This is a genomic window from Actinomycetes bacterium (assembly GCA_022599915.1).
Classification (GTDB): Bacteria; Actinomycetota; Actinomycetes; order S36-B12.
This window is the reverse complement of the sequence record JAHZLH010000052.1, coordinates 1-20,171: the sequence shown is the minus strand read 5'-3', so window position 1 is coordinate 20,171 and position 20,171 is coordinate 1. Positions and strand designations below refer to the sequence as shown.

The window sequence follows — 20,171 nt, the reverse complement described above, 5'->3', positions numbered from 1 at the left end:
TTTATCAACTATTTGACAAGGAAACCTCAAGAAAACCTCAAGGCTCACCCATTTGGAGTAGCCGCACCATAGTTTCGCGACCATTGCGCGTAGTTGAGGCGTTGCTTGCCGCAGTTGTGTCGGTGGCGCAGCGGTGACGGTGACTCGTGGCAGCGCTGATTGTGCCTCGTGGCTACGGCTAGAGTCCACCTATGTCGTTGCTAGCTGTAACTGTCGTGGGTCACGATCGCCCTGGAATCGTCGCCGAGGTCACTGCTGCCATTGCGGATTTGGGCGGCAATCTGGAGGACTCCTCCATGTCGTTGCTTCGTGGTCACTTCGCGATGACGCTCGTGGCTGATCTGCCGGTAGCTGCGGCGGATCTGCAGCAGCGGTTGGCGCCGCTGATGGCGGATGGCCTCGCGGTTTCAGTCTTGAGCTTGCCAGCGGAGACGGCCGCGGAGCCGGGAGTTTTGGCGCAGCTGAGCGTGCACGGTGCCGATCGTCCGGGAATCGTCAGCACCGCCGCTGGCGTGGTGGCTGGGTGTGGCGGCAATATTGTCGACCTGTCGACTCGGTTGGGGTCGTCGTTGTACGTCCTAGTAGCCGAAGTGGATTTCCCGACGGGAACTGACTTGGCTGCCGTAAACGAGGACGTGATGGCGGCAATGGCGCCGCTGGGCGTCCAGGCCACCGTACGTCCGGCTGATGAGGATGTGCTCTAGCCGAGATGAAGCGATTCGAAGTCGACGATCTCGGGCCGGGTGAGATTCGCCAGGTCTTGGTTGCGCCCGCCGTTGTCCTGAGTGAGCGGTGTCCGGACGTTTCGCCCGAACACGAGGACACCGTCCGGCTAGCGGCTGATCTTGTGGCGACAATGCGCGTTTCGCCCGGTTGCGTCGGACTCGCGGCCAATCAGATCGGTGTCCCGGCCCGGGTTTTCTGCGTGGACGTATCTAGTCATCCCAAGACCCGCAGTTGCCAAGGGCTCATCGCGCTGGTCAACCCCGAGGTAGTGAGCGCCACCCGCAAAGAGCGTGCTCGGGAGGGCTGCATGTCCGTGCCAGATTTCACTGGTGACGTACGTCGCGCCAGTCGGTTAACCATTGGCGGCTACCTGCCCGGCAGTGGCGAGCCGATCGAGTTTGAGACAGATGCCTTCGAAGCCCGCGCCTTGCAGCACGAACTCGATCACATTGACGGACTGCTGTTCTTGGATCGGGTGGCTGCTGCGCATGCCATCCACCCACGGCAGACCTATCAGTAGCCAGATCTGTGCAACGTGGGGGTCAACGGTTGGTTCACCCGCGTTCTGCTCGAAGAAACGGGCCTGCCCGCAAATCTATCGACAGTTGTGGGTGCTGGCTGAACGCAATACTCGATGCCAGTAGGCTAAGACGCAGCCCGGATGGCGGAATCGGCAGACGCACGAGGCTTAAACCCTCGGGCCGGAAACGGCGTGTGGGTTCAAGTCCCACTCCGGGCACCGCCAGCAGTTGTGGTTGTGACCGAGGCCACCGTCCCGTTAACGGGACGGTGATTCAGCCTCGAGTACCGTCATAGTTGAGGTCTTGGCCCCGGCCCGGGTGAATGTGCTCCGGCCCGGGGCCGTGCCAATTCTTGTGCTTGTGCTGCGATTATGAGCGGCGGATTTCTGGTGGCCTGGACCGACGCCCTGCCCGGTCTCAACTGTCATCCGCCGGCCACAGCGGCTGTTCACAGGCTGGTTGACGCCCGGTTTTCCCGGTTTCTGTGCCCAAGTCGACACCTTTCTGCCTCTCAAGGCTTGGCGCAACGGGGCCGGAACAGTCATAATTAAGTAATCTCGACGACGGGTGGCCAAAGCGGTCGCCGCCGCCGAGCGCAGTGGGCGGCGTGGCCGTCACAAGCTGCGACAGCAATAGAGGAGAAGTGAGAGCGTGCAGACACGCAACCCCGTTCTTGGCCGGCTGGAAAACCCAGGTTCCGGCAACAGTGGATTCGCCTACGATGAAGGCCGTTCGGCCTATTCCCAGGCCGGCACCGGAGTGCAGACGGCGCAGTCTGCTGATCAGGCCGGTACCGGCGCGGTTTCTACCCGTCCAGCGACGCTGGGCGATGTCATCAACAAGACTGCCGTCCTACTCTTTGTACTTGTCCTCTTCGCTGTGGCTGGCTGGCAACTCACCCCGTCGATGCCGTGGCTGGTATGGGTAGCGATGTTTGTCGGCCTGGGTTTGGGATTTGCCAACGCCTTGATGCGCAAGATCAAGCCGGCGCTGGTCCTCGTCTATGCCGCTGTCCAGGGGGTTTTCCTCGGTGGAATTTCCTTCTGGTACGACAACTGGGTGCAGGCGGTCAACCCGGAGTACACCGGTTTGGTCAGTCAGGCGATCATCGGCACTTTGGTGGCCTTCGGCGTCATGCTGCTGCTATACACCACCCGCATCATCAAGGTGAATGGAACCTTCGCCAAGGTCATGACCATCGCCATTATTTCCTACGCAGCCATCGCGCTGATCTCGTTCATCTCAGCGCTGTTCGGTGTCGGCGGCGGTTGGGGTTTCTACGGAGTGGGAACTCTGGGAATCCTGCTGTGCGCGGCTGGTGTACTGCTGGCAGCGTTCTCGCTGAATCTAGACTTCGCGGCTATCGAGCAGGGCGTGAAGATGGGGCTCCCCGAGCGGGAATCCTGGCGGATGTCCTTCGGCCTGCTAGTGACGCTGATCTGGCTCTACCTGGAGATCCTGCGGATGCTGGCCATCCTGGCGGGGAGCCGCGACTAGCGGACAGTCGACTAGCCGTCGCCGCAGCAGCGACAAATATAGTCAGGTAAGTCAACCGAGAGCGGTCAGGACAGTTTCCTGGCCGCTCTCGTCTTGTCGTACTCGTGCACGATGGCCGTGGCTTGGCCATGCGACAGTTCAAACTCGCCGCGCAACCAGTTCACCCGCTCATCGAATCGGGAGAGCCCGGGCCCGGCTTCCAAAACCGTGTACCACTCATTCAGGTCCTTGCCGGTTGCATCGGGGATGCGCTCGACCAACTGTCGATGGGTCTCTTCGGAGTGGTGTAGCGTCATCGGCCCTCCAGCCTGGGTGGTGCGTCGATGCCATCAGCCTACTGCCGGTGGCAGTTAGTGGCGGGGCTAACGCGAAGAGTCTGACTTTCCAGCCGGTAGTTGTCGCAGTTCCCCCCAGCCGGTCCGAGCGGCCGGTGAGGAGGGCGTGCTTGGTGCCGCGCGTACTTCAGTTCCCGGTCGGGCGGTGGCGGCGACGGCTGCTTCGGTCATTGGTGCTACTGCGTCGGCTGTATCGGGTGGCAACTCAGCACTCGGCGAGAGCACTTCGGGGAGTACTTCACCACTCTCACCGCGAGTCAGCGCAGCTAGCACCGACGGTGCCAATGCCTGGGCCACCGCCTGGTAACCCTCCGTTGACGGATGGAACCTATCGGCGCTGAAGAGTTGCCCCGGCCGCCGACTGAACTCGGGCCCCAGCAGGTCTCCCAGTGATACTGCCCGCCCTCCGGTTTCTGCCACGGCCACAGTTTGTGCTGCGGCGAGGGTGCGGGAAAGTCGTCGTGCCACCCAACGCAGCGGTGGTCGAATCGGTTGCACCGTTCCTAAGTCGGGGCAGGTACCGACGACCACCTGCACGTCAGCATCGCGCAGCAGTTGTACGGCCTCAGCAAGCAGCCGGACCGACATCTGTGGTCGTACTGCGTGGGTTACGTCATTGCCACCGATGATGATGACGGCGACATGCGGCCGAACGTGCAATGCCTGTGCCACCTGATCGCGTAAGTCACTGGAGCGGGCCCCAACCTTAGCCATGCTGTTCAGTACTACTTCGCGATTGTCGTATTCCGCGACCAAGGAGGCCAAGACTGCCCCGACAGTGTCGTGCGGCGTGTCAGCGCCCAGACTGGCCGCAACGGAGTCTCCCATCATCACCAGCCGCACCGAAGTGCCCTTCGCTCGGCCATAGCGTCCATCTGCGTAGGGGGCGGAACTAGTACGCGGACCAATCGTGCGGCGAGCCAGTTGGGTCTGCACCGCGAGTACACCAGCAGTCGCCGCACCCACTCCTAGTAGACCGCCACCACCCAACATCGCGGCTCGCACGATGCGGCCGACGTGAGCGCTATTGGCAGGAATCATTCGGAGAATCTCGGCGATCGCCGCTCCAAGAAAGCCGCTGTTCCTTCGGCGTGATCGGGATGCTGCAGCGCGATAGTCAACAGTTCTTCAGTCTCGGCGTTTTCCGACTGCAATCCCGCGAGGGCGAGTCCAATCGTTCGTTTCATAGCTCGGATAGAAACCGGGGCACCCGCACCGATCTGGGCCACCAACTGGTCCACCGCGGCGTCGAGGTCCTCCAGATGGACTACCTCGTCGACCAAGCCCACTCGCTCAGCCCATTGCGTGTCCACCCGGGCGGCAGTGAGCAACAGGCGCTTGGCTGCACTGGGGCCGATCAGGTCGACCAAGCGAGCCGTATCCGCTTGCGGATAGACCAGCCCAAGCCGGGCAGGTGGGATGGAAAACAAACTGTCGCGGGAACACAGTCGGAAGTCACACGCCGTGGCCAGGCCTACCGCGCCACCGGCGCAGGGTCCCGCAATCCGAGCGATGGTGGCGAGGCTGCAATCAGCGAGGGCATTCGTCGCGCGGGTTACCCGTTGATGGTTGGCCATACCCCATTCGACGCCACCAGCATTGGCGCGGTACTCCGCGACATCAGCACCCGCACAGAACACCTCGTCGGTGGCCGAGCGCAGTACCAATGCCCGAGTCCCCGGCTGATTTTGGGCGTACTCGATGAGCTGGGGTAGTTCCTCCCACATCTGTTGCGTCAACGCGTTGGCTTTGGCAGTGCGATTCAGGATCAGATGAACCGCGCCACCGTGGGTTTCCATCAAAATGTCATCAGAGGGCACGTCGTGACCCTACCGCTGCCGATTGTCTGATTCCGCCCCGCCGGGATTCGAACCGCTTTACCCTTTAGCCATGCCCGCAGCTTCCCCCGAAAACTTTGTGTCTGTCGATCTCGGTAGTGAACTCCGCGATGAAGTGGTGCTGACTAGGTCACCCGACGCGGTGGAGGCTGAAGTTGGCGGATCACGCACGTTGCTGGCGCCGCAGGACTTCTCGCAGTTCGACCTATCCGGCCCGCATGGCGAGGTCTGGGATCGGATTGACGGAACGCGACCAGTGGCGGAAATCGTCGACCTATCGGACGTCGTCCTGCCGGAACAGGCTGGGCCACCCCGCGACGAAAAATTGGGCTTCTTGGATGCGCTGATGGCCGCAGGGGTTGTTCACATCGACGATTAGTCATCCCCGGTAGCGGCCGAGTCGCCCCGGCTGCAGGACACGTGATGGATGTCTCGACTGTTGGTTATCGGTAGACGTGCACAACAGTTCCCACTCGACTGCGGTTGTAGAAATAGTCAGCCGCCCACATAGGTTCCCGGATGCATCCAGCGGAGGCCGGCTGCTTGGGAACAGGCACGTAGCCGTGGATTCCGTAGTTGCCGAGGAACGGCATGAACTTGTAGAGGTAGCCGATCCCTTTGGCGAAGATTCGGAATCGTCCTTCCGGAGTATTTCCGGTTTTGCCAGTGGAGACATGCAAGGTTGCTTTCACTTCGCCGTTTCGCACCAGCATCATGATTTGGCGAGTCTTGTCGATTTCTAGATGCGTGCCATTGCCGGAGTAGCGAGACTTCACTGGCCGAGCTTTGGCGAGGGTCTGCCAGGTCTCGGCGTTCATGCGGCCAGTACGCCGCAGTTCATGCGTCTTTTGGAATGCCATAACGACATCGCTGCTAGCCCGAGTGAATCGAGAGCCAACGCCGGGAATCAAGAAGTTCAGTTGCTTCAGTTTTCGCAGCAGTGGCTTCACTACCGGGCTGCGATCGCCGGGTGAAAGTCGTGTCCCTTTGCTGTTCATGACCGTGCGGGCTGTGGCTGCGGTGAACTCGGCCGTTTCCGTGACGTTGATCCGCAGGCGGACATCGCCGAGTCGCTGCGCCGGCACCTTGAGTACGGCTTGGCCAGCATCGGCCGTGGTCTGAGCGAGTGGTTGCCCTTTCCAGTCGGTGACCTCGATCGCTCCGGCGTATGCTGCCGGGCTGACGGCTAGACGCAACGTGCCGGTGGCGAGGTAGCGGCCGCGGAATCGCTCTGGTGCGGTGATCTGCACCGGCTGTTGGGCGGTGGGGCTGGTCGCTGTCGGATCGGGTTCGGCAGCATGGGCAGCCATGGGCGCTGTGATCAGCAGGCCAGCGCTGACCGCACCAGCCAGAGTAGAAACAAGCAGCCGCATACCCCCAGGCTAGAACACCGCTGTCCGCTTTCGCATCGCGTTCTCGGAAGCAGACCGGCACGGGTCAAGATCCTGATGAAGGCCGCCAGTCACCGGAGGGGGCGCAGTCGAGGGTTGACGTTCGCTGAGAGTCGAAGGGTCATCGGAGTAGCGTGGTCGTATGCGCAGCGATGCCGAGACGGTGGATGAGTACCTAGCCGAACTACCTGAAGATCGGCGCGAGGCCGTAGCTCGGGTCCGCGACGTCGTCTTGGCGAACCTGCCCGACGGCGTGGTTGAGGTCATGAACTGGGGAATGATCACTTATGAGATTCCGCTAGCCACCTACCCCGACACCTACAACGGGCAACCGCTGATGTTCGCTGCCTTGGCATCGCAAAAGCGGCACATGGCGCTATACCTTCATTCGATCTACGCGGATGAAGGGGAGCGGGAACGGTTTGAGCAGGCTTATCGGGAGACCGGCAAGCGCATGGACATCGGCAAATCCTGCGTCCGCTTCCGGAACTTGGCGGATCTACCGCTAGATGTGGTGGCAGACGCAGTGGCTGCTATCGATGTTCCGACGTACCTGTCCAGCTACGAGCGCATCCGCAGCAGTAGCACGCGAGAATCGCAGTAGGTTCGGAATGAGGGATGACGGGAGAGTTGCGGGTAGTCACTAGGGACCACAGGGTGGACATGCGACAAGAGCGAGTAGCGATTTTCGAATCTTTCGGGAGAGAAAACCGTGAAGTTCTTCTCCATCTGTCGGTATTCTTTCGGTTTTTTTGTTTCGAGGGTCAATTCCTTGCTGCGCGCTGCCGATGATTGTGCAGACGGTTGCGAGAGGGCAGCCGTTGTTACCGACAACAGGCGGGGGATATTTCCATGCGACGCGTTCTTTTTGCAACTGCTGGTGTTTTGGCGTTAGGGGCGGGACTTATCGCCCCAACGGGTACAGCGCTGGCGGCAGACGCTGGCGGCAGTGCTGCTGCGGTGGAAGCAGGCAAACGCGGGAGTATCAAACTGACTATCAAAGGCCCAAAAGTCAATCCCGTTACCGGTGATGCGGTGATGATCAAGGGCGCGGCGAAGGTCAAGAAGAAGCCGGTGGCAAAAGCCAGGGTCATCATTGAACGTAAAAAGGCCAAAAAGTGGGTCACCGTTAGTAAGGCCAAGACCAACAAGAAGGGCAAGTATCGCAAGCAGGTGAAGCTGCCGAACAAGCCGACCGTGAAGCTACGGACCCAGTTGGTGAAGCCTCGTCGTGTGAAAAGTGTGACCAGCAAGACGATCACGGTCACGTTCACCCAACCCGCGCAAGCGCCAACTAGTCCGACCCCCACTAACAGTCCGACCCCCACTAACAGTCCGACCCCCACTAACAGTCCGATACCGGTCAAGACTGTGGCTGACGCACCCACCGGCGTGTCCGCAACCATCGATAACGATCGGGTTCTCGTGTCATGGAACGCACCGACCGCTGATGGTGGTAGCGAAATCACCGGGTACCGAGTGCAGGCCAATCTTGGGGCCGGATGGACGACTACCGTGGCCGACACCGAAAGCCCCGCCACTACCTACGCGGTAGGAGATCTGATGGAATTCACCAACTATCGATTCCGGATTGCAGCGATCAATGGGGTAGGCCTCTCTAATTTTTCTGACGCAAGCTCCCGGGTGAGCCTGCCCCAACCAGGCAAGGTGACCCTCGTATCCGCCTCGTCCTCTGGTGAGCAAGCCGATGGTTACTCATCCAGTCCGGTGTGGTCTCCGGACGGCTCTCGTGTTGCATTCACATCGTCGGCGACGAACCTTGTCGACGGCACCAACGGCAGTGACCAGTTGTTTGTGAAGACGTTGGCTACTGGGAAGGTGGAGTTGCTGTCGACGAATGCTGCAGGTGAGCAAGCCGATAGTTACTCATCCAGTCTCATGTGGTCTCCGGATGGCTCTCGTGTTGCATTTGGCTCATGGGCGACGAACCTTGTCGACGGCACCAACGGCTTCTTCCAGGTGTTTGTGAAGACGTTGGCTACTGGGGAGGTGGAGTTGGTGTCGACGAATGCTGCAGGTGAGCAAGCCGATCAGGGCGTGGACTCCATGTACCCGGCGGCGTGGTGGTCTCCTGACAGCACTCGCATCGTCTTCTCCTCCTACGCGACGAACCTCGTCGAGGGCGGCCACGATGGAAATGGTCACATTTTCATCAAGACGTTACCGCTCTGATTGACTCAGGCGAACAGGTTGTCCTCGGGTGAGACACATCCATAGAGTGGAATCGAATCTGTGCGGAGTGGACCCGATGGGTGCGATGTTGCGCAACGTGATGATGTTGGTCAGCATCAACGAGATCTGCTCATCATGCCGACCAGCGGCGGGGTGCACCGTCGAGTAGCGCCGCTGCTGCGGCGAGTGGGCGATGACTGGATCTAAGCGGATGCGGCTGGTTGCCTTGAACAATCTGCCCGGAGATGGCCGATTTCTTGGGGTGCCCTGATATGCACTCGAACTGGGATAAGTCCTACAGAGCGGGCAGTTCGTATCCGGTGTTGGCGTGACAGTCGTAGCCGTTCGGATTTTTGTCCAGATATTGTTGGTGGTAATCCTCAGCATAGAAGAATGGCCACTCCGCAGCCGGCTCAATGTCGGTGGTAATCGGGTTGAGTCCAGCGGCAGTGAGCACTGACTGGTAAACATTGCGGGTATGAATGGCGATGTCCCGCTGCTCAGGCGTGGTCCAGTAGATCGCGCTGCGGTACTGGGTACCCACGTCGTTGCCCTGCTGGTAGCCCTGCGTCGGGTCGTGGTTTTCCCAGAACACTTTGAGAATGTCGAACAGCGGCAGTTGGCCAGGATCGTAGACCACTTGAACCGTTTCGGTGTGCCCGGTTTGTCCGGTGCACACCTCCTCATACGTGGGATTACGGGTGTAGCCACCCTCATAGCCGACAGCCGTGGTGAAGACTCCCGGCAGTCGCCACAGTCGTCGCTCCGCACCCCAGAAACATCCCATGCCGAGGTAGATGTTCTTCCAGTCATCGGGGAAGGATTCGCGGCATTTCAGCGGTGTTCCCAAGATGGTGTGGGTTGGTGACCCGGTGAGGATGTCTGTGTCCCTACCAGGTAAGGCATGTTCCTGATCGACCATCTCGGGCCGGCGAAATCCGAAGAACGACATCCCCATATTGTGGCCGCGATTCGTCTCGCGTGCATCCCGATTGGCGTCGGACCGGCACTCTTCGGTCTAGTCGCCGGGATTTCTGTTGCCAGATTTACCGGCGTACCACGGGTCGATGTTGTCGTAGGTCGCGATTGGCAGGCTGGGCATTCCGCCCTGCGAAATAACGAACTTGACCATCTTGCCTCCTCGTTGCTGGTGCCCGGTGTGAGCACTGCGTTGTTTGCTTTCAGCTGGTTCTTGCCAAGAAACGACATTTCAAACGGAATCCGGTGAGTTTTTTCGCTCGGATCGCTTGATTTGGGTCGACCGCGGCTGCAGCGTGGCTGAGACAACTGCCGGTCGGGACTTACCCGTCGCGCGGGTGCGTCTGCCGGGCCCGGTGCAACGTCTCCGGCATTACCGCGGCTAGGGCAAGTGCGAGTGCCGCAGTGGCAGCGCCGATGGCAAAGGCGGGCGCGAAGCCCAGTTGGTCCGCCAGCAGTCCGGCGAGCAACGGGCCAATGATGGCGCCCAGGTCGGCGGTCATCTGGAATACCGCGATCACTGTCCCTTTCCCGGACGGCCCGACGACGTCTCCTGCTATCGCCGCGGGCGCGGATCCCATGAAGGCGCCGGCTAGTCCGCTGATAGCCATGGCGGTCAGGAACATTACGCTGCTGCCCGCGATGACTAACGCCAGCATCCCCAGCAGTGTCAACGCTGTCCCCAGTATCAGCGCGCGTTTTCGACCGTTGGTGTCGGCCAGTCGACCCGCGGGAAGCAGCAGCACTGCCTGGGTGCCAGCTGCGACGAGGAACCCGATGCTCGACAACGTGGCATCTTCCCGCAGTCCCAGTACGACGAAGAGCGGCACCAGACTGCTGCGGAGCCCGAAGGTGACTAGGCCGTTTGTGAGGTTGCCTGCCAATGCTGCGAGAAAGGCTCGATCTCGCAGCGCCTGCCCGAGTGTGGGCGGTGGATGATCCGCTGCCAACTGGGCTTGATCGCTGCTGGTGGGATCCTCCTTGCCGGGCGCAGGCGGCAGCAGTCGCCATGCAATCAGTGCGGCCACGGCCAAAGTCACGGCGTAGACAAAGAACGGTGCCCGCAGCGAAATTGCAACAACGGCGCCGCCAACTGCTGGTCCGGCTACGCCGCCAATCAAGAAGCCACCGTGAAAGGCTCCTGCTGCCCGACCGCGCTGTTCTGGGCGAGCGACTTTGAGAGTCAACGCCATTGCCGAGACGGTGAACATACTGGAGCCAATGCCGCCTAGGCCGCGCAAAATCAATAGCTGCGGGTAGTTCTGGGCCAGTCCCGCCAGCACGCTGGAGCAGGCAACGATCACTAGTCCGGTGGTGAGCACGCGCCGTTCGCCGATGCGATCGACGAAAGCACCAGCAACGGGGGATGAAATCAGCCGGGCCAACGCGAAGACACTGACCACCGCGCCCGCAAGCACAGCCGAGACACCAAACGACACCGCATAAATCGGGATTGACGGCACTACGATTCCGAAACCTAGCGCGACGCAGAAGGCAATCGCAGCGAGAACTTTGACCTCGCGAGGTAGTCCGCGCAGCCAGGCGCTTTCACTAACGAGATTCTTGGCAGACCTAGCCATCAATGACCGAGGACGGTGCGTAGGCGCTCTTCTCGCAGAGCGGTCACCTCGGGCTCATCCAGTTGCGGTAACTCCCGGCCCAGTGCCCAGCCCAGTAGTTGATCGGCGATATCAGGGTTGCGGACCAAGCAGGGGCCATGCAGGTAGGTTCCGAGGATGTGTCCGGAGACGCTGCCTTCGGTGCCGTCACCGTTGCCGATCCCGGACAGGACTCGTCCCAACGGGGCAACCGAGTCACCACGAGTGGTGCCGCCGGCGTGGTTTTCGTAGCCGGTGAGTCGCGACCGGTGACGTGCCTGCGAGCCTTGCTGCGGTTCGGCGGCGAGTTCGCCGACGGCTCGTTCCGGCAGTCGATCAGTGCGAATATCAATCAGCCCCAGACCGGGGGATGGCTGGCCATTGGCATCGGGGAAGTACTCGCCCAAGAGTTGGTAACCGGCACACACGGCGAAGATCACCGCGCCCGCGTCGGCCGCCGCCTTGATTGCACCGTCTGATCGCAATGCGTTACAGGCTGCGACTTGGGCGGTGTCCTCGCCGCCACCGAGTAGGTAGATATCGGCTTGTGCGGGGACCGCGTCGCCGGGTTGTACGTCGATGACTTCAGCGGAAAGCCCGTGGCGGTCACTGCGATGCAGCAGCGTGATCAAGTTGCCGGCGTCACCGTAGGTGCCTAGCAGGTCGGCGTAGATGCTGGCGATGGTCAGGTCCGCAGTCACGAGGGAACTCCAGTAGTGCGCAGGTGATGGAAGGCGGTATACGTGGCGGCGCAGTCGACCTGGTCGAGGTCACGCATCCCGGGCGGCAGCGGTGCATCGGGAGCGTAGGGGTCTTCGATGACCACATGGTCGACGCCGGCTTGCAGCAGCCGTACCGCTAGGTCGCGGCGGCGGAATCCGGTAGCCACTACGGTTCGGCCGCGTAATTTCTCGAACGGCACGTCCCACAACCACGATGGATCGCGACCATCGGCGTAGTCGGAGTTAATCGTGATGATCACTGGAGTGGGTGCGGGCGGCATGATGTCCAGCAACTCGGACCAGCCGGCCGGATTTTTGGCCAGCAGCAATCGGATCTGCAACGAGTCGACGGCAAAGGTGCCGTAGCGGCCGGAAACGGAATCAACAGTGGATAGCCGCTGCAGGCCAACTGCTGGATCTGCACCGAGCGCTGCCGTTGCCGCCAGCACCATGGTGGCGTTGGCGGCGTTGAATCGGCCCGGTAGCCCCAGGTTGGTGAGATCGAACTGGGTGCCGTCTGGTCCGAGCGCCCGCCACGGATCGGCCAGCAGCGACCACGATGGTGTGGGGCGTCGCCGGCCACAACCGGGACAGGACCAGTCTCCATCGCCGCGACGAAGGAGCGAGCCGCACTGAGCACAAACGGCGGAGTCGGATGTCCAGGCCTGACCGGCAGCCACCCACAGCACCCGATCATGTTCAGCAGCCGCGAACTCCACCATCGGATCGTCAGCGTTGGCGACCACCATCACCTGGGGGTGCTGAGCCAGCATGGCTCGCCACAGCCGGGCAATCTTGGCCACCTCATTCATCCGATCTAGTTGGTCGCGGCTGAGATTGCCGAGCAGCAGTAGCCCGGGAGCGGTTTGATCCACGATCCGGGGCAGGAACATCTCATCGACTTCAAGCACCGCTGTGGCTTGCGGGTCGGAATCGGCGAGGGTGACCACGATGCCGGTGGACATGTTGGCGCCGGTGGGTTGGGTAACGATGGGGCCGAGTTGCTCGAGCGATGAGGCCAGCAATCGAGTGGTGGAGGTTTTGCCGTTGGTGGCAGAAACCAGCGCCGCGACCCGGTCGTTAGCAAGATTGGTGATGGCGTCGGGGGCCATCCGCAAGATGACCTGACCGCCGATGACCATGCCTTCGCCCCGGCCAGTCGCGCGCGAGAGGGCGGCGGCCGCCCGGCCCGCCACGAGGGCGGTGCGGGTGCGCAATGGTGGGCGTTGCGGGCGAGTCACACCCAAACTGTACGCGGAACATTGAACGGGCCGGGAAATCTGCCTGCCACTGGAGCCTTCGGCCCACTATGGTTTTACTTATGAGTGAGAACGCAAACGGTCTACCCCCGGCGGATTGGTATCCCGACCCGCGTGATCCGGCGCAGGAACGTTACTGGGACGGCACTTCGTGGACGACGGAGACTCGTCCGGCTGGTGGGGCCGCAAGCCCTGCTCCAGCTGCAGCGGAGCCAGTGGTGACGGCTACCCCTGAAGTAGAGGCGGCGGGATTCGCCGTTTCGGAGCCAGTGGCTGCGGATCCGGCTTCGGCGCCTTCGATGTTGGGTGAATTCAGCTTGGCTGAGTCGCAGGAACCTGCCGCAGCTGAGCCTGCTGCTGGTGCCGCGGAAGGTTTTGACGTTGCAGCAGCAGGTTTTGCTACTGCGGCCGAAGAACCGGCAGTTCAGCCAGATGTGGCAGCTGCCGCAGCGGCCGGTGGGCTGGCAGCTGCTGCCGAGGAAGCGCTCGGCGTAGGTACCGGGACCTTCGGTGGTGTCGTCGAGCCCGCAGCGGCTGCTGCTGGTGAGTTAGTAGTGGCGACTGCTGAGGAGTTGGCTGGACATCGAATCAGTCGGATTCTCGGTGTCGTTGTTGGAGTATCGGTGCGCGCATTGGGTGCCACCGCCGATCACACCAGCTTGGCGGCCAGTCGCGATGAGGCGGTCACGCAGTTACGGAGTGCGGCAAGCGCCGCCGGCGGCAACGCGGTCGTAGCCATGCGGTTCGACTCAGCGGCCAACGCTGACGGCAGCACCGAAGTCATCGCCTACGGCACTGCAGTGGTCGCCGACCCGGCGTGAGCGGGCAACCGGCGTATCTGGCACTCGATATTGGCGGAACCAAGATCGCCGGTGGCGTGATTGGTTCTGGCGGTGAGCTGCTGGCCAGCGCTCAAGTGCCAACTCCGCCTGGCGGATCCGCTGAGGAGCTGTTCGAAGCAGTGAGCTTCGCGGTTGAGGCCGCGCTGAGCGAAGTTGATATCACTCCGCTCGCCCTCGGAGTGGGCTGCGGTGGTCCGATGAAGTGGCCCAGCGGTGACGTGTCGCCATTGAACATTCCCGGCTGGCGGGACTTTCCGCTGCGGGATGAGCTCCAGCGGCGCTTCCAACTTCCGGTGCGGATTCACAACGACGCGATTTGTCTGACGATCGGCGAACACCTCATTGGTAATGGTCGTGGTCTGGCCAACGTCATGGGCATGGTGGTCTCGACGGGGGTAGGGGGCGGCGTGGTCTCCGACGGACGGCTGCTGAACGGAGCCTCCGGCAATGCCGGACACATCGGTCACCTTGTGGTGGATCCAGCCGGGCCACGGTGCGTCTGCGGTGGCCGCGGTTGTCTGGAGGCGATCGCTCGCGGGCCGGCGCTGGTGTCCTGGGCTATCGAGCAGGGGTGGCGCAGTGCGGACCAGACCGGCGTGGCCTTGGCCAAATCCGCACGGGCAGGCGACGTCGTGGCGGCTGCGGCTTTTCAGCGCGGCGGGGTGGCCGTGGGGACCGCGATTGCGTCGGTAGCCGCAGTGTTGGATTTAGACGTCGTGGCTATCGGCGGGGGGATCAGTCAGGCGGGAGACCTGTTCCTGCCAGCGGTGTTCGAAGGTTTTCAACAGCACGCTGGGTTGGAGTTTGTCTCGCAGTGTCGAATCTTGCTGGCCCAAGAAGAATCCGCCCTCGTGGGGGCGGCGGCTCTGTTTATTTCGGGGGAGCGCTACTGGGCCGCAGCCGAGTAAAAATCCGCTATTCGGACCCCTCGATTTCGTGACTTTGTGATTACCGAGCAGGATTCGTAACCTAATCAAGTCACAGCGGCACTCGCTTCCCCCTCCGGAATGCACCCTGCCGCCTTTGGGAGAACGTGTGGTTCAACAACGTCCGGGTGCGCCGATTCTGGCGGGAATCCCCGATGCCACGGTCGCGCGGTTGCCAATTTATCAACGGGCACTGCTGCGGTTGCAGGAAACCGGCATCGTCACGGTTTCTTCTGCTGAACTGGCACGACTTACCGCAGTGAACGGGGCCAAGGTCCGCAAGGATTTGTCCTACCTGGGCTCATACGGCGTTCGCGGAGTCGGCTATGACGTCGAATACCTGCAGTATCAAATCAGTCGTGGTCTGGGACTAACTCAGAACTGGCGGGTTCTCATTGTGGGCGCCGGCAACCTCGGTCGCGCTCTGGCTCCCTACGCCGGGTTTGCTAACCGTGACTTCGAGGTAGTTGCCGTCGTCGATTCCGATCCGGCCCTCATTGGCAGCACCCTGGGCGAGGCCGGACCAACGGTGGCTGACGTGGCTGACTTGGAGCGGATTATCAGCCAAAGCGCGCCAGATATGGCGGTGATCGCTACTCCGGCAGATGTAGCGCAGGCGACCTGTGACCGGCTGGTCGCATGCGGCATCAACGGAATTTTGAACTTCGCTCCCGCTGTGTTGGCGGCGCCGAATGACGTAGAGGTGCGGGAAGTGGACCTAGGTCTGGAACTGCAGATCTTGGCCTTCCACGAGCAACAACGTCGCAATGGAGAAGCCACGATCGACCTGCGGGAACCATCGACTGATGAGGTGGCTCGATGACACTGCTTGCTGTGGGTGTTAGTCACCGCACTGCTGATAATGATCTGCTGGAGGCACTGGCCGCCATCGATAGTCGTCGGTTTGCTGCCGAACTGCTGGCGTCGCCTCACGTTGCTGAGGTGATGGCAGTGTCCACCTGCAACCGAGTGGAGATCTACTGCGAGGTGGATCGGTTCCACGCTGCAGTGGATGACGTCGTGGCCGGGTTGGCCAAAGGTGCCGGAATGACATCAGAGGAGGTCACTGCGCTGGCCTACGTTCACTACGAAGAACGCGCCGTGCAGCACCTGTTTGAGGTAACCGCCGGTCTGGATTCCATGGTGGTGGGCGAAGCGCAGATCCTCGGGCAGGTGCGTACTGCGCTGGTGGCGGCCCAAGAACTGGGCGCTGCTGGCCGGGAACTGAACGAAGTCGGCCAGGCCGCACTGCGAGTAGGAAAAAGAATTCGGACCCAGACCGGAATCGACCGGTCGGGCGCCAACGTGGTGTCGGTGGGCTTCGCGGAAGCACTGGAACAAATGATCGCGCTTGGCGGGACTGCTCGTGACGATGCGCAACTACTGGTCGTCGGTGCGGGTTCCCTCAGCGCGCTGGCGGTAGCCCACGCGCAGCGCAATCAACTGGGGGGCACCACCGTCATTAGTCGAACTCGTGCTCGCGCCAGCGAACTGGCCAACAACTACGGCGCCACGGATGCCGACCTGGCTGATCTTGATGAGTTATTGCTACAGACCGACTATCTGGTGTGCTGCACCGGAGCGGTGGGCACGGTCGTGGACCACGAACAAGTGGCCGCGGCCATGGTGCAACGACCGGATCGACCGCTAGTGGTGTTGGATCTGGCGCTGCCGCATGACACTGATCCCACAATCGCTGAAGTTCCCGGGGTAGTGCGTATCGACCTGACCTCGCTTGCTGATCGACCCGAGACGCATGCCGATCAACAGGATGTGACCGCCGCCCAGCAAATCGTGTCCGACGAACTTGACGACTTTGCCACCGCTCAGGCTGCGCGGGCGGTCGAACCGGTGCTGCTGGGTCTACGAGCACGCGGTTCGGCTGTGGCCGAGGCGGAGTTGCAGCGGATTCGCGAACGGCTCACCGGTTTGTCTGAAGAACAGTGGGAGTTGGTAGAGCAGGCCCTGCGTCGCACCGTCAACACGCTGATGCACACCCCTACCGTGCGGATCAAGCAACTGGCCAGCGATCCGAACGGGCAGCGCTACGCCGATGCGTTGAGTTCGCTGTTCGACTTACCTGGCGAGCGCGTTGAGCAAGTGACTCGACCCCGTGATCCGGAGTCGGAGGGCGAGCTATGACCGCCATCCGGATAGCAACCCGTCGCTCACCGCTGGCGTTGGCCCAGGCGGGTCACATCGCTACCGCCGTGGCGCAACGCAGCGGTTCCGAGGTGGAACTGGTGCATGTCACCAGCCTCGGTGACCGCAGTGAAGCCCCGCTGACGGAATTCGGTGGCGTCGGCGTCTTCATCGCAGCGGTGCGGGAAGCAGTGTTGGCCGGTGAGGCAGACCTAGCGGTGCATTCGCTGAAAGACCTGCCCACGGCCGCCCATCCGCAGATGCACCTGCTGGCTATCCCCACCCGAGGTAAAGCCAACGACGTGTTGGTGTCGCGCGCGGGAGGGGTTAAGGAACTACCTCCTGGCTCGCAGATCGGTACCGGTTCGCCTCGGCGGCGTTCCCAACTGCTGGCGCTACGACCCGACTTAGAGGTCGTAGATATCCGCGGAAATGTCGATACCCGCGTGCGCAAGGTCACTGACGGCGATTTCGACGGGGTGCTACTCGCCCAGGCGGGGCTGGCTCGGTTAGGTATCACCGAGGCCATCACCGAAGTCTTGTCCCCGGCTGACATGCTGCCAGCCCCCGGTCAGGGCGCGCTGGCGGTGGAATGTTCGGCCGCCGATAGCGACCGATTCGCTCAGTTGGCTGCCGACCTAGATGATCCAGCCACCCGGGCGGCAGTGACCGCTGAGCGGGCTGCCCTGGCCCGGCTGGAGGCTGGCTGCACAGCACCGATGGGGGCTGCTGCTGTGGTCAAGGCTGGCCAACTCCGACTACAGCTCGGGGTCTTTAGTTCTGATGGGGTCCGCACCGTGCGGACCGAGGTGTCTGGGCCGCCGGAATCGGCTGTCGATCTCGGTCGCCGGGCGGCAGAAGAAGCGCTCAATTTGGGCGCAAGCGTGTTGTTAGGGGAGTCTGTTCCATGAGGAGAATTGTGGGGGTAGCGCGTCGATGACTGCCAAGAAGAAAGAGAAGGTGCGCATGTCGTACGTTTCCCTGATTGCCGCAGGGCCAGGTGAAAAGGATTTGCTTACCGTTCGGGCCGCTGATCTGCTGCGAGAAGCGGACGCGGTAATCGCGGATGCCGACGCGGCATCGTTGGCTGAAGAGCTGGTGGACACCGAGCGGATTTGCCTCGCCGTTGACGACGACGGACTGCCGCTGGACCATCGGGCTCGCGCCCAGCTGGTAGCCAGCAAAGCCAAAAAAGGGCTGTCGGTGGTCCGGTTGATCAGCGGTGACCCCGTGTTGGATGGCTCGCTGTTCATCGAGATTCAGGCGCTGGCCAAGGCCAAGGTGCCGTTTGAGGTCATTCCGGGAGTCAGTCCGGTCAGTGGCATCCCCGCCTACGCTGGGTTCGGTCTGACCGGTGGCAAGTCCCGTGAGGTCGCGGTCGTGGACGCCCACGACACTGACTTGGACTGGTCGACCCATGTGCGCGCTCGCGAGACGCTGGTGATCCTCAATGGCGCGGAGCGAGCCGTTGACATCGCTGCCGAACTGCTGGCAGCCGGTCGTAGCGGCAAGACGCCAGTGGCGCTGACCAAAGACGGCACCACCATCGATCAGTTCACGTTGGTCGCCACCCTGGACACGCTGCCGGAGGCGCTCAAGGCCAGCAAGCAGTCACTCGCCGGGATCATGGTCGTCGGCGATGTAGTGCAGCAGCGATCGGTGATGTCCTGGTTCGAGACCAAACCGCTGTTCGGTTGGCGGGTACTCGTGCCCCGCACCAAGGAGCAGGCCGGTTCGCTATCCCAGCAACTGCGCTCCTACGGCGCAGTGCCGATTGAGGTTCCCACGATTTCGGTGGAGCCACCCCGCACCCCACATCAGATGGAACGTGCGATCCAGGGTCTGGTCACCGGCCGCTACGAGTGGGTGGTGTTCACCTCCACCAACGCGGTGCGTGCTGTCTGCGAACGGTTCACCGATTACGGCTTGGATGCGCGTTCATTTGCCGGGTTGAAGGTGGCGGCTATCGGTGATCAAACCGCAGCCGCACTGAAGGCGTTCGGTGTCACCCCCGACCTGGTTCCCGAGGAGGAGCAGTCCAGCAAGGGACTGCTCGCTGAGTGGCCGGAGTATGACTCGGTAGTTGATCCGATCGATCGGGTTTTCCTGCCGCGAGCCGATATTGCCACTGAGACCCTGGTGGCCGGTATGCAGGAACTGGGTTGGCAGGTTGACGACGTCACCGCCTACCGCACGGTTCGAGCCGCTCCGCCGCCTGCCGAGATTCGGGAAGCGATCAAGACCGGTGGGTTCGACGCGGTGCTGTTCACCTCGTCCTCCACTGTTCGCAACCTGATTGGGATCGCCGGCAAGCCGCATGCGACCACGGTGATTGCCTGCATCGGTCCAGCCACGGCCAGCACTGCCGAGGAGCATGGCTTGACCGTCGATGTGCTCAGCGAGGAGCCGAAGGTGACCATCCTGGCTCACAATTTGGCCGAGCATGGCGAGTCGCTGCGGCTAGCAGCGATCGAGGCTGGCGCACACACCTGGCGTCCCAGCAGCAAACGCGCCGCATCTCGCCGCAAAGCCACCTAAGATTATTTGGGTGAACCGTGATCCCTTAGTGCAGCGGCCGCGGCGACTACGCCGCAACGCCACCATGCGTCGACTCGTCGCCGAGACATCGCTGGTATCAGCCGATCTGGTGCAGCCGTTGTTCGTCGCCGAAGGCATTGCCGAACCAACCCCGATCGCCTCAATGCCGGGGGTGGTTCGGCACACGCTGGACTCGCTGCCCGCCGCCATCAACGAAGCGGCGGCGGCTGGCGTCGGTGGCGTCATGCTGTTCGGTGTGCCGCAACAGCGGGATGCCACCGGCAGTGCTGCGGTCGACCCCGAGGGAATCCTGAACCGGGCTATTGCCGTGGCAGTTGCTGCAGCGGGCGAACGGCTGTCGGTAATGGCTGATGTGTGCCTGGACGAGTTCACCGATCACGGTGCCTGTGGGCTGCTCACCGCCGATGGGGCTATCGACAATGACGCAACTGTGGCCCGCTACGCCGAGATTGCGGTGGCGCAGGCGCGCGCTGGGGCGGACATCTTGGGGTTCAGCGGCATGATGGACGGTCAGGTCGCCGGGGTGCGCACGGCGCTGGATGATTCCGGGTTTATCGACACCGCTGTGCTGGCCTACACCGCGAAGTATGCCTCCGCCTGGTTTGGCCCGTTCCGCGACGCGACCGGCACCCCGCGGGGGGTTG

22 protein-coding genes and 1 tRNA gene are annotated in these 20,171 nt (G+C 62.2%); 15 read left to right on the top strand and 8 right to left on the bottom strand.

Annotated features, from left to right (window positions below; genetic code table 11):
• The first annotated feature begins 191 nt into the window (after positions 1–191).
• The 4 genes from K0U62_08335 (at position 192) to K0U62_08320 (ending at position 2,744) form a co-directional block, all read left to right on the top strand.
• Entirely contained in the window at positions 192–704 is a 513-nt protein-coding gene (locus K0U62_08335) for an amino acid-binding protein (protein MCH9801521.1), read from the top strand.
• A 5-nt stretch (positions 705–709) separates the two neighbouring features.
• Positions 710–1,246 carry a peptide deformylase gene (gene def / locus K0U62_08330; GenBank protein MCH9801520.1) on the top strand — a complete coding sequence of 179 codons (537 nt, stop codon included), beginning with the start codon at positions 710–712 and terminating at the stop codon, positions 1,244–1,246.
• Between the two features lie 135 nt (positions 1,247–1,381).
• Positions 1,382–1,465: transfer RNA gene (locus tag K0U62_08325), tRNA-Leu, on the top strand.
• A gap of 433 nt (positions 1,466–1,898) precedes the next feature.
• Positions 1,899–2,744, top strand: a complete 846-nt coding sequence (locus K0U62_08320) for a Bax inhibitor-1/YccA family protein (GenBank protein ID MCH9801519.1) — start codon at positions 1,899–1,901, stop codon at positions 2,742–2,744.
• 65 nt (positions 2,745–2,809) lie between these two features.
• On the opposite strand, the gene K0U62_08315 is transcribed toward K0U62_08320, so the two are convergent.
• The 3 genes from K0U62_08315 to K0U62_08305 all read right to left on the bottom strand — a co-directional run bounded on the left by K0U62_08315 (position 2,810) and on the right by K0U62_08305 (position 4,899).
• Positions 2,810–3,040, bottom strand: a complete 231-nt coding sequence (locus K0U62_08315; GenBank protein ID MCH9801518.1) for a DUF4287 domain-containing protein — start codon at positions 3,038–3,040, stop codon at positions 2,810–2,812.
• 66 nt (positions 3,041–3,106) lie between these two features.
• Positions 3,107–4,120, bottom strand: coding sequence for an SGNH/GDSL hydrolase family protein (locus K0U62_08310; GenBank protein MCH9801517.1), 1,014 nt, complete (start codon positions 4,118–4,120; stop codon positions 3,107–3,109).
• Positions 4,117–4,899 carry an enoyl-CoA hydratase/isomerase family protein gene (locus K0U62_08305; GenBank protein MCH9801516.1) on the bottom strand — a complete coding sequence of 261 codons (783 nt, stop codon included), beginning with the start codon at positions 4,897–4,899 and terminating at the stop codon, positions 4,117–4,119. The genes K0U62_08310 and K0U62_08305 overlap by 4 nt, the downstream gene beginning before the upstream one ends.
• 70 nt (positions 4,900–4,969) lie before the next feature.
• On the opposite strand from K0U62_08305, the gene K0U62_08300 reads away from it, so the two are divergent.
• Positions 4,970–5,296 (top strand): hypothetical protein, encoded by a 327-nt coding sequence (locus K0U62_08300; GenBank protein ID MCH9801515.1) that lies wholly within the window; start codon positions 4,970–4,972, stop codon positions 5,294–5,296.
• 64 nt (positions 5,297–5,360) lie between these two features.
• Here the strand turns inward: K0U62_08300 and K0U62_08295 are convergent, their stop codons facing one another.
• The gene (locus tag K0U62_08295) at positions 5,361–6,290 is read right to left on the bottom strand and encodes a L,D-transpeptidase family protein (GenBank protein MCH9801514.1); all 930 of its coding nucleotides are present in this window, start codon (positions 6,288–6,290) and stop codon (positions 5,361–5,363) included.
• Between the two features lie 160 nt (positions 6,291–6,450).
• Between K0U62_08295 and K0U62_08290 the strand changes: the two genes are divergently transcribed.
• From K0U62_08290 to K0U62_08280, 3 genes are all read left to right on the top strand, one after another.
• Complete coding sequence (locus K0U62_08290) at positions 6,451–6,912, top strand: DUF1801 domain-containing protein (protein ID MCH9801513.1); 462 nt, start codon at positions 6,451–6,453, stop codon at positions 6,910–6,912.
• A gap of 248 nt (positions 6,913–7,160) precedes the next feature.
• Entirely contained in the window at positions 7,161–8,501 is a 1,341-nt protein-coding gene (locus K0U62_08285; GenBank protein MCH9801512.1) for a fibronectin type III domain-containing protein, read from the top strand.
• 60 nt (positions 8,502–8,561) lie between these two features.
• A complete protein-coding gene (locus K0U62_08280) occupies positions 8,562–8,708 on the top strand; it encodes a hypothetical protein (protein MCH9801511.1) in 147 nt (48 codons plus the stop codon).
• An 88-nt stretch (positions 8,709–8,796) separates the two neighbouring features.
• Here the strand turns inward: K0U62_08280 and msrA are convergent, their stop codons facing one another.
• From msrA to K0U62_08260, 4 genes are all read right to left on the bottom strand, one after another.
• Positions 8,797–9,453 carry a peptide-methionine (S)-S-oxide reductase MsrA gene (gene msrA / locus K0U62_08275; protein ID MCH9801510.1) on the bottom strand — a complete coding sequence of 219 codons (657 nt, stop codon included), beginning with the start codon at positions 9,451–9,453 and terminating at the stop codon, positions 8,797–8,799.
• A gap of 349 nt (positions 9,454–9,802) precedes the next feature.
• Complete coding sequence (locus K0U62_08270; GenBank protein ID MCH9801509.1) at positions 9,803–11,059, bottom strand: MFS transporter; 1,257 nt, start codon at positions 11,057–11,059, stop codon at positions 9,803–9,805.
• Positions 11,059–11,778 (bottom strand): glutamine amidotransferase, encoded by a 720-nt coding sequence (locus K0U62_08265; protein MCH9801508.1) that lies wholly within the window; start codon positions 11,776–11,778, stop codon positions 11,059–11,061. Before K0U62_08265 ends, K0U62_08270 begins: the two co-directional genes overlap by 1 nt.
• Entirely contained in the window at positions 11,775–13,040 is a 1,266-nt protein-coding gene (locus K0U62_08260; GenBank protein MCH9801507.1) for a MurT ligase domain-containing protein, read from the bottom strand. The genes K0U62_08265 and K0U62_08260 overlap by 4 nt, the downstream gene beginning before the upstream one ends.
• An 80-nt stretch (positions 13,041–13,120) precedes the next feature.
• On the opposite strand from K0U62_08260, the gene K0U62_08255 reads away from it, so the two are divergent.
• From K0U62_08255 to K0U62_08225, 7 genes are all read left to right on the top strand, one after another.
• Positions 13,121–13,879, top strand: coding sequence for a heavy metal-binding domain-containing protein (locus tag K0U62_08255; GenBank protein ID MCH9801506.1), 759 nt, complete (start codon positions 13,121–13,123; stop codon positions 13,877–13,879).
• A complete protein-coding gene (locus K0U62_08250) occupies positions 13,876–14,808 on the top strand; it encodes an ROK family protein (GenBank protein MCH9801505.1) in 933 nt (310 codons plus the stop codon). Before K0U62_08255 ends, K0U62_08250 begins: the two co-directional genes overlap by 4 nt.
• Before the next feature lie 127 nt (positions 14,809–14,935).
• Positions 14,936–15,649: a redox-sensing transcriptional repressor Rex gene (locus tag K0U62_08245; GenBank protein ID MCH9801504.1), complete on the top strand. Its 714-nt coding sequence runs from the start codon at positions 14,936–14,938 to the stop codon at positions 15,647–15,649.
• Complete coding sequence (locus K0U62_08240; protein ID MCH9801503.1) at positions 15,646–16,968, top strand: glutamyl-tRNA reductase; 1,323 nt, start codon at positions 15,646–15,648, stop codon at positions 16,966–16,968. Before K0U62_08245 ends, K0U62_08240 begins: the two co-directional genes overlap by 4 nt.
• The gene (gene hemC, locus K0U62_08235; GenBank protein MCH9801502.1) at positions 16,965–17,879 is read left to right on the top strand and encodes a hydroxymethylbilane synthase; all 915 of its coding nucleotides are present in this window, start codon (positions 16,965–16,967) and stop codon (positions 17,877–17,879) included. Before K0U62_08240 ends, hemC begins: the two co-directional genes overlap by 4 nt.
• Before the next feature lie 25 nt (positions 17,880–17,904).
• The gene (locus tag K0U62_08230) at positions 17,905–19,506 is read left to right on the top strand and encodes a bifunctional uroporphyrinogen-III C-methyltransferase/uroporphyrinogen-III synthase (protein MCH9801501.1); all 1,602 of its coding nucleotides are present in this window, start codon (positions 17,905–17,907) and stop codon (positions 19,504–19,506) included.
• Between the two features lie 64 nt (positions 19,507–19,570).
• Positions 19,571–20,171, top strand: a 601-nt coding sequence (locus tag K0U62_08225) for a porphobilinogen synthase (GenBank protein ID MCH9801500.1), incomplete at its 3' end; no start/stop codon positions are given.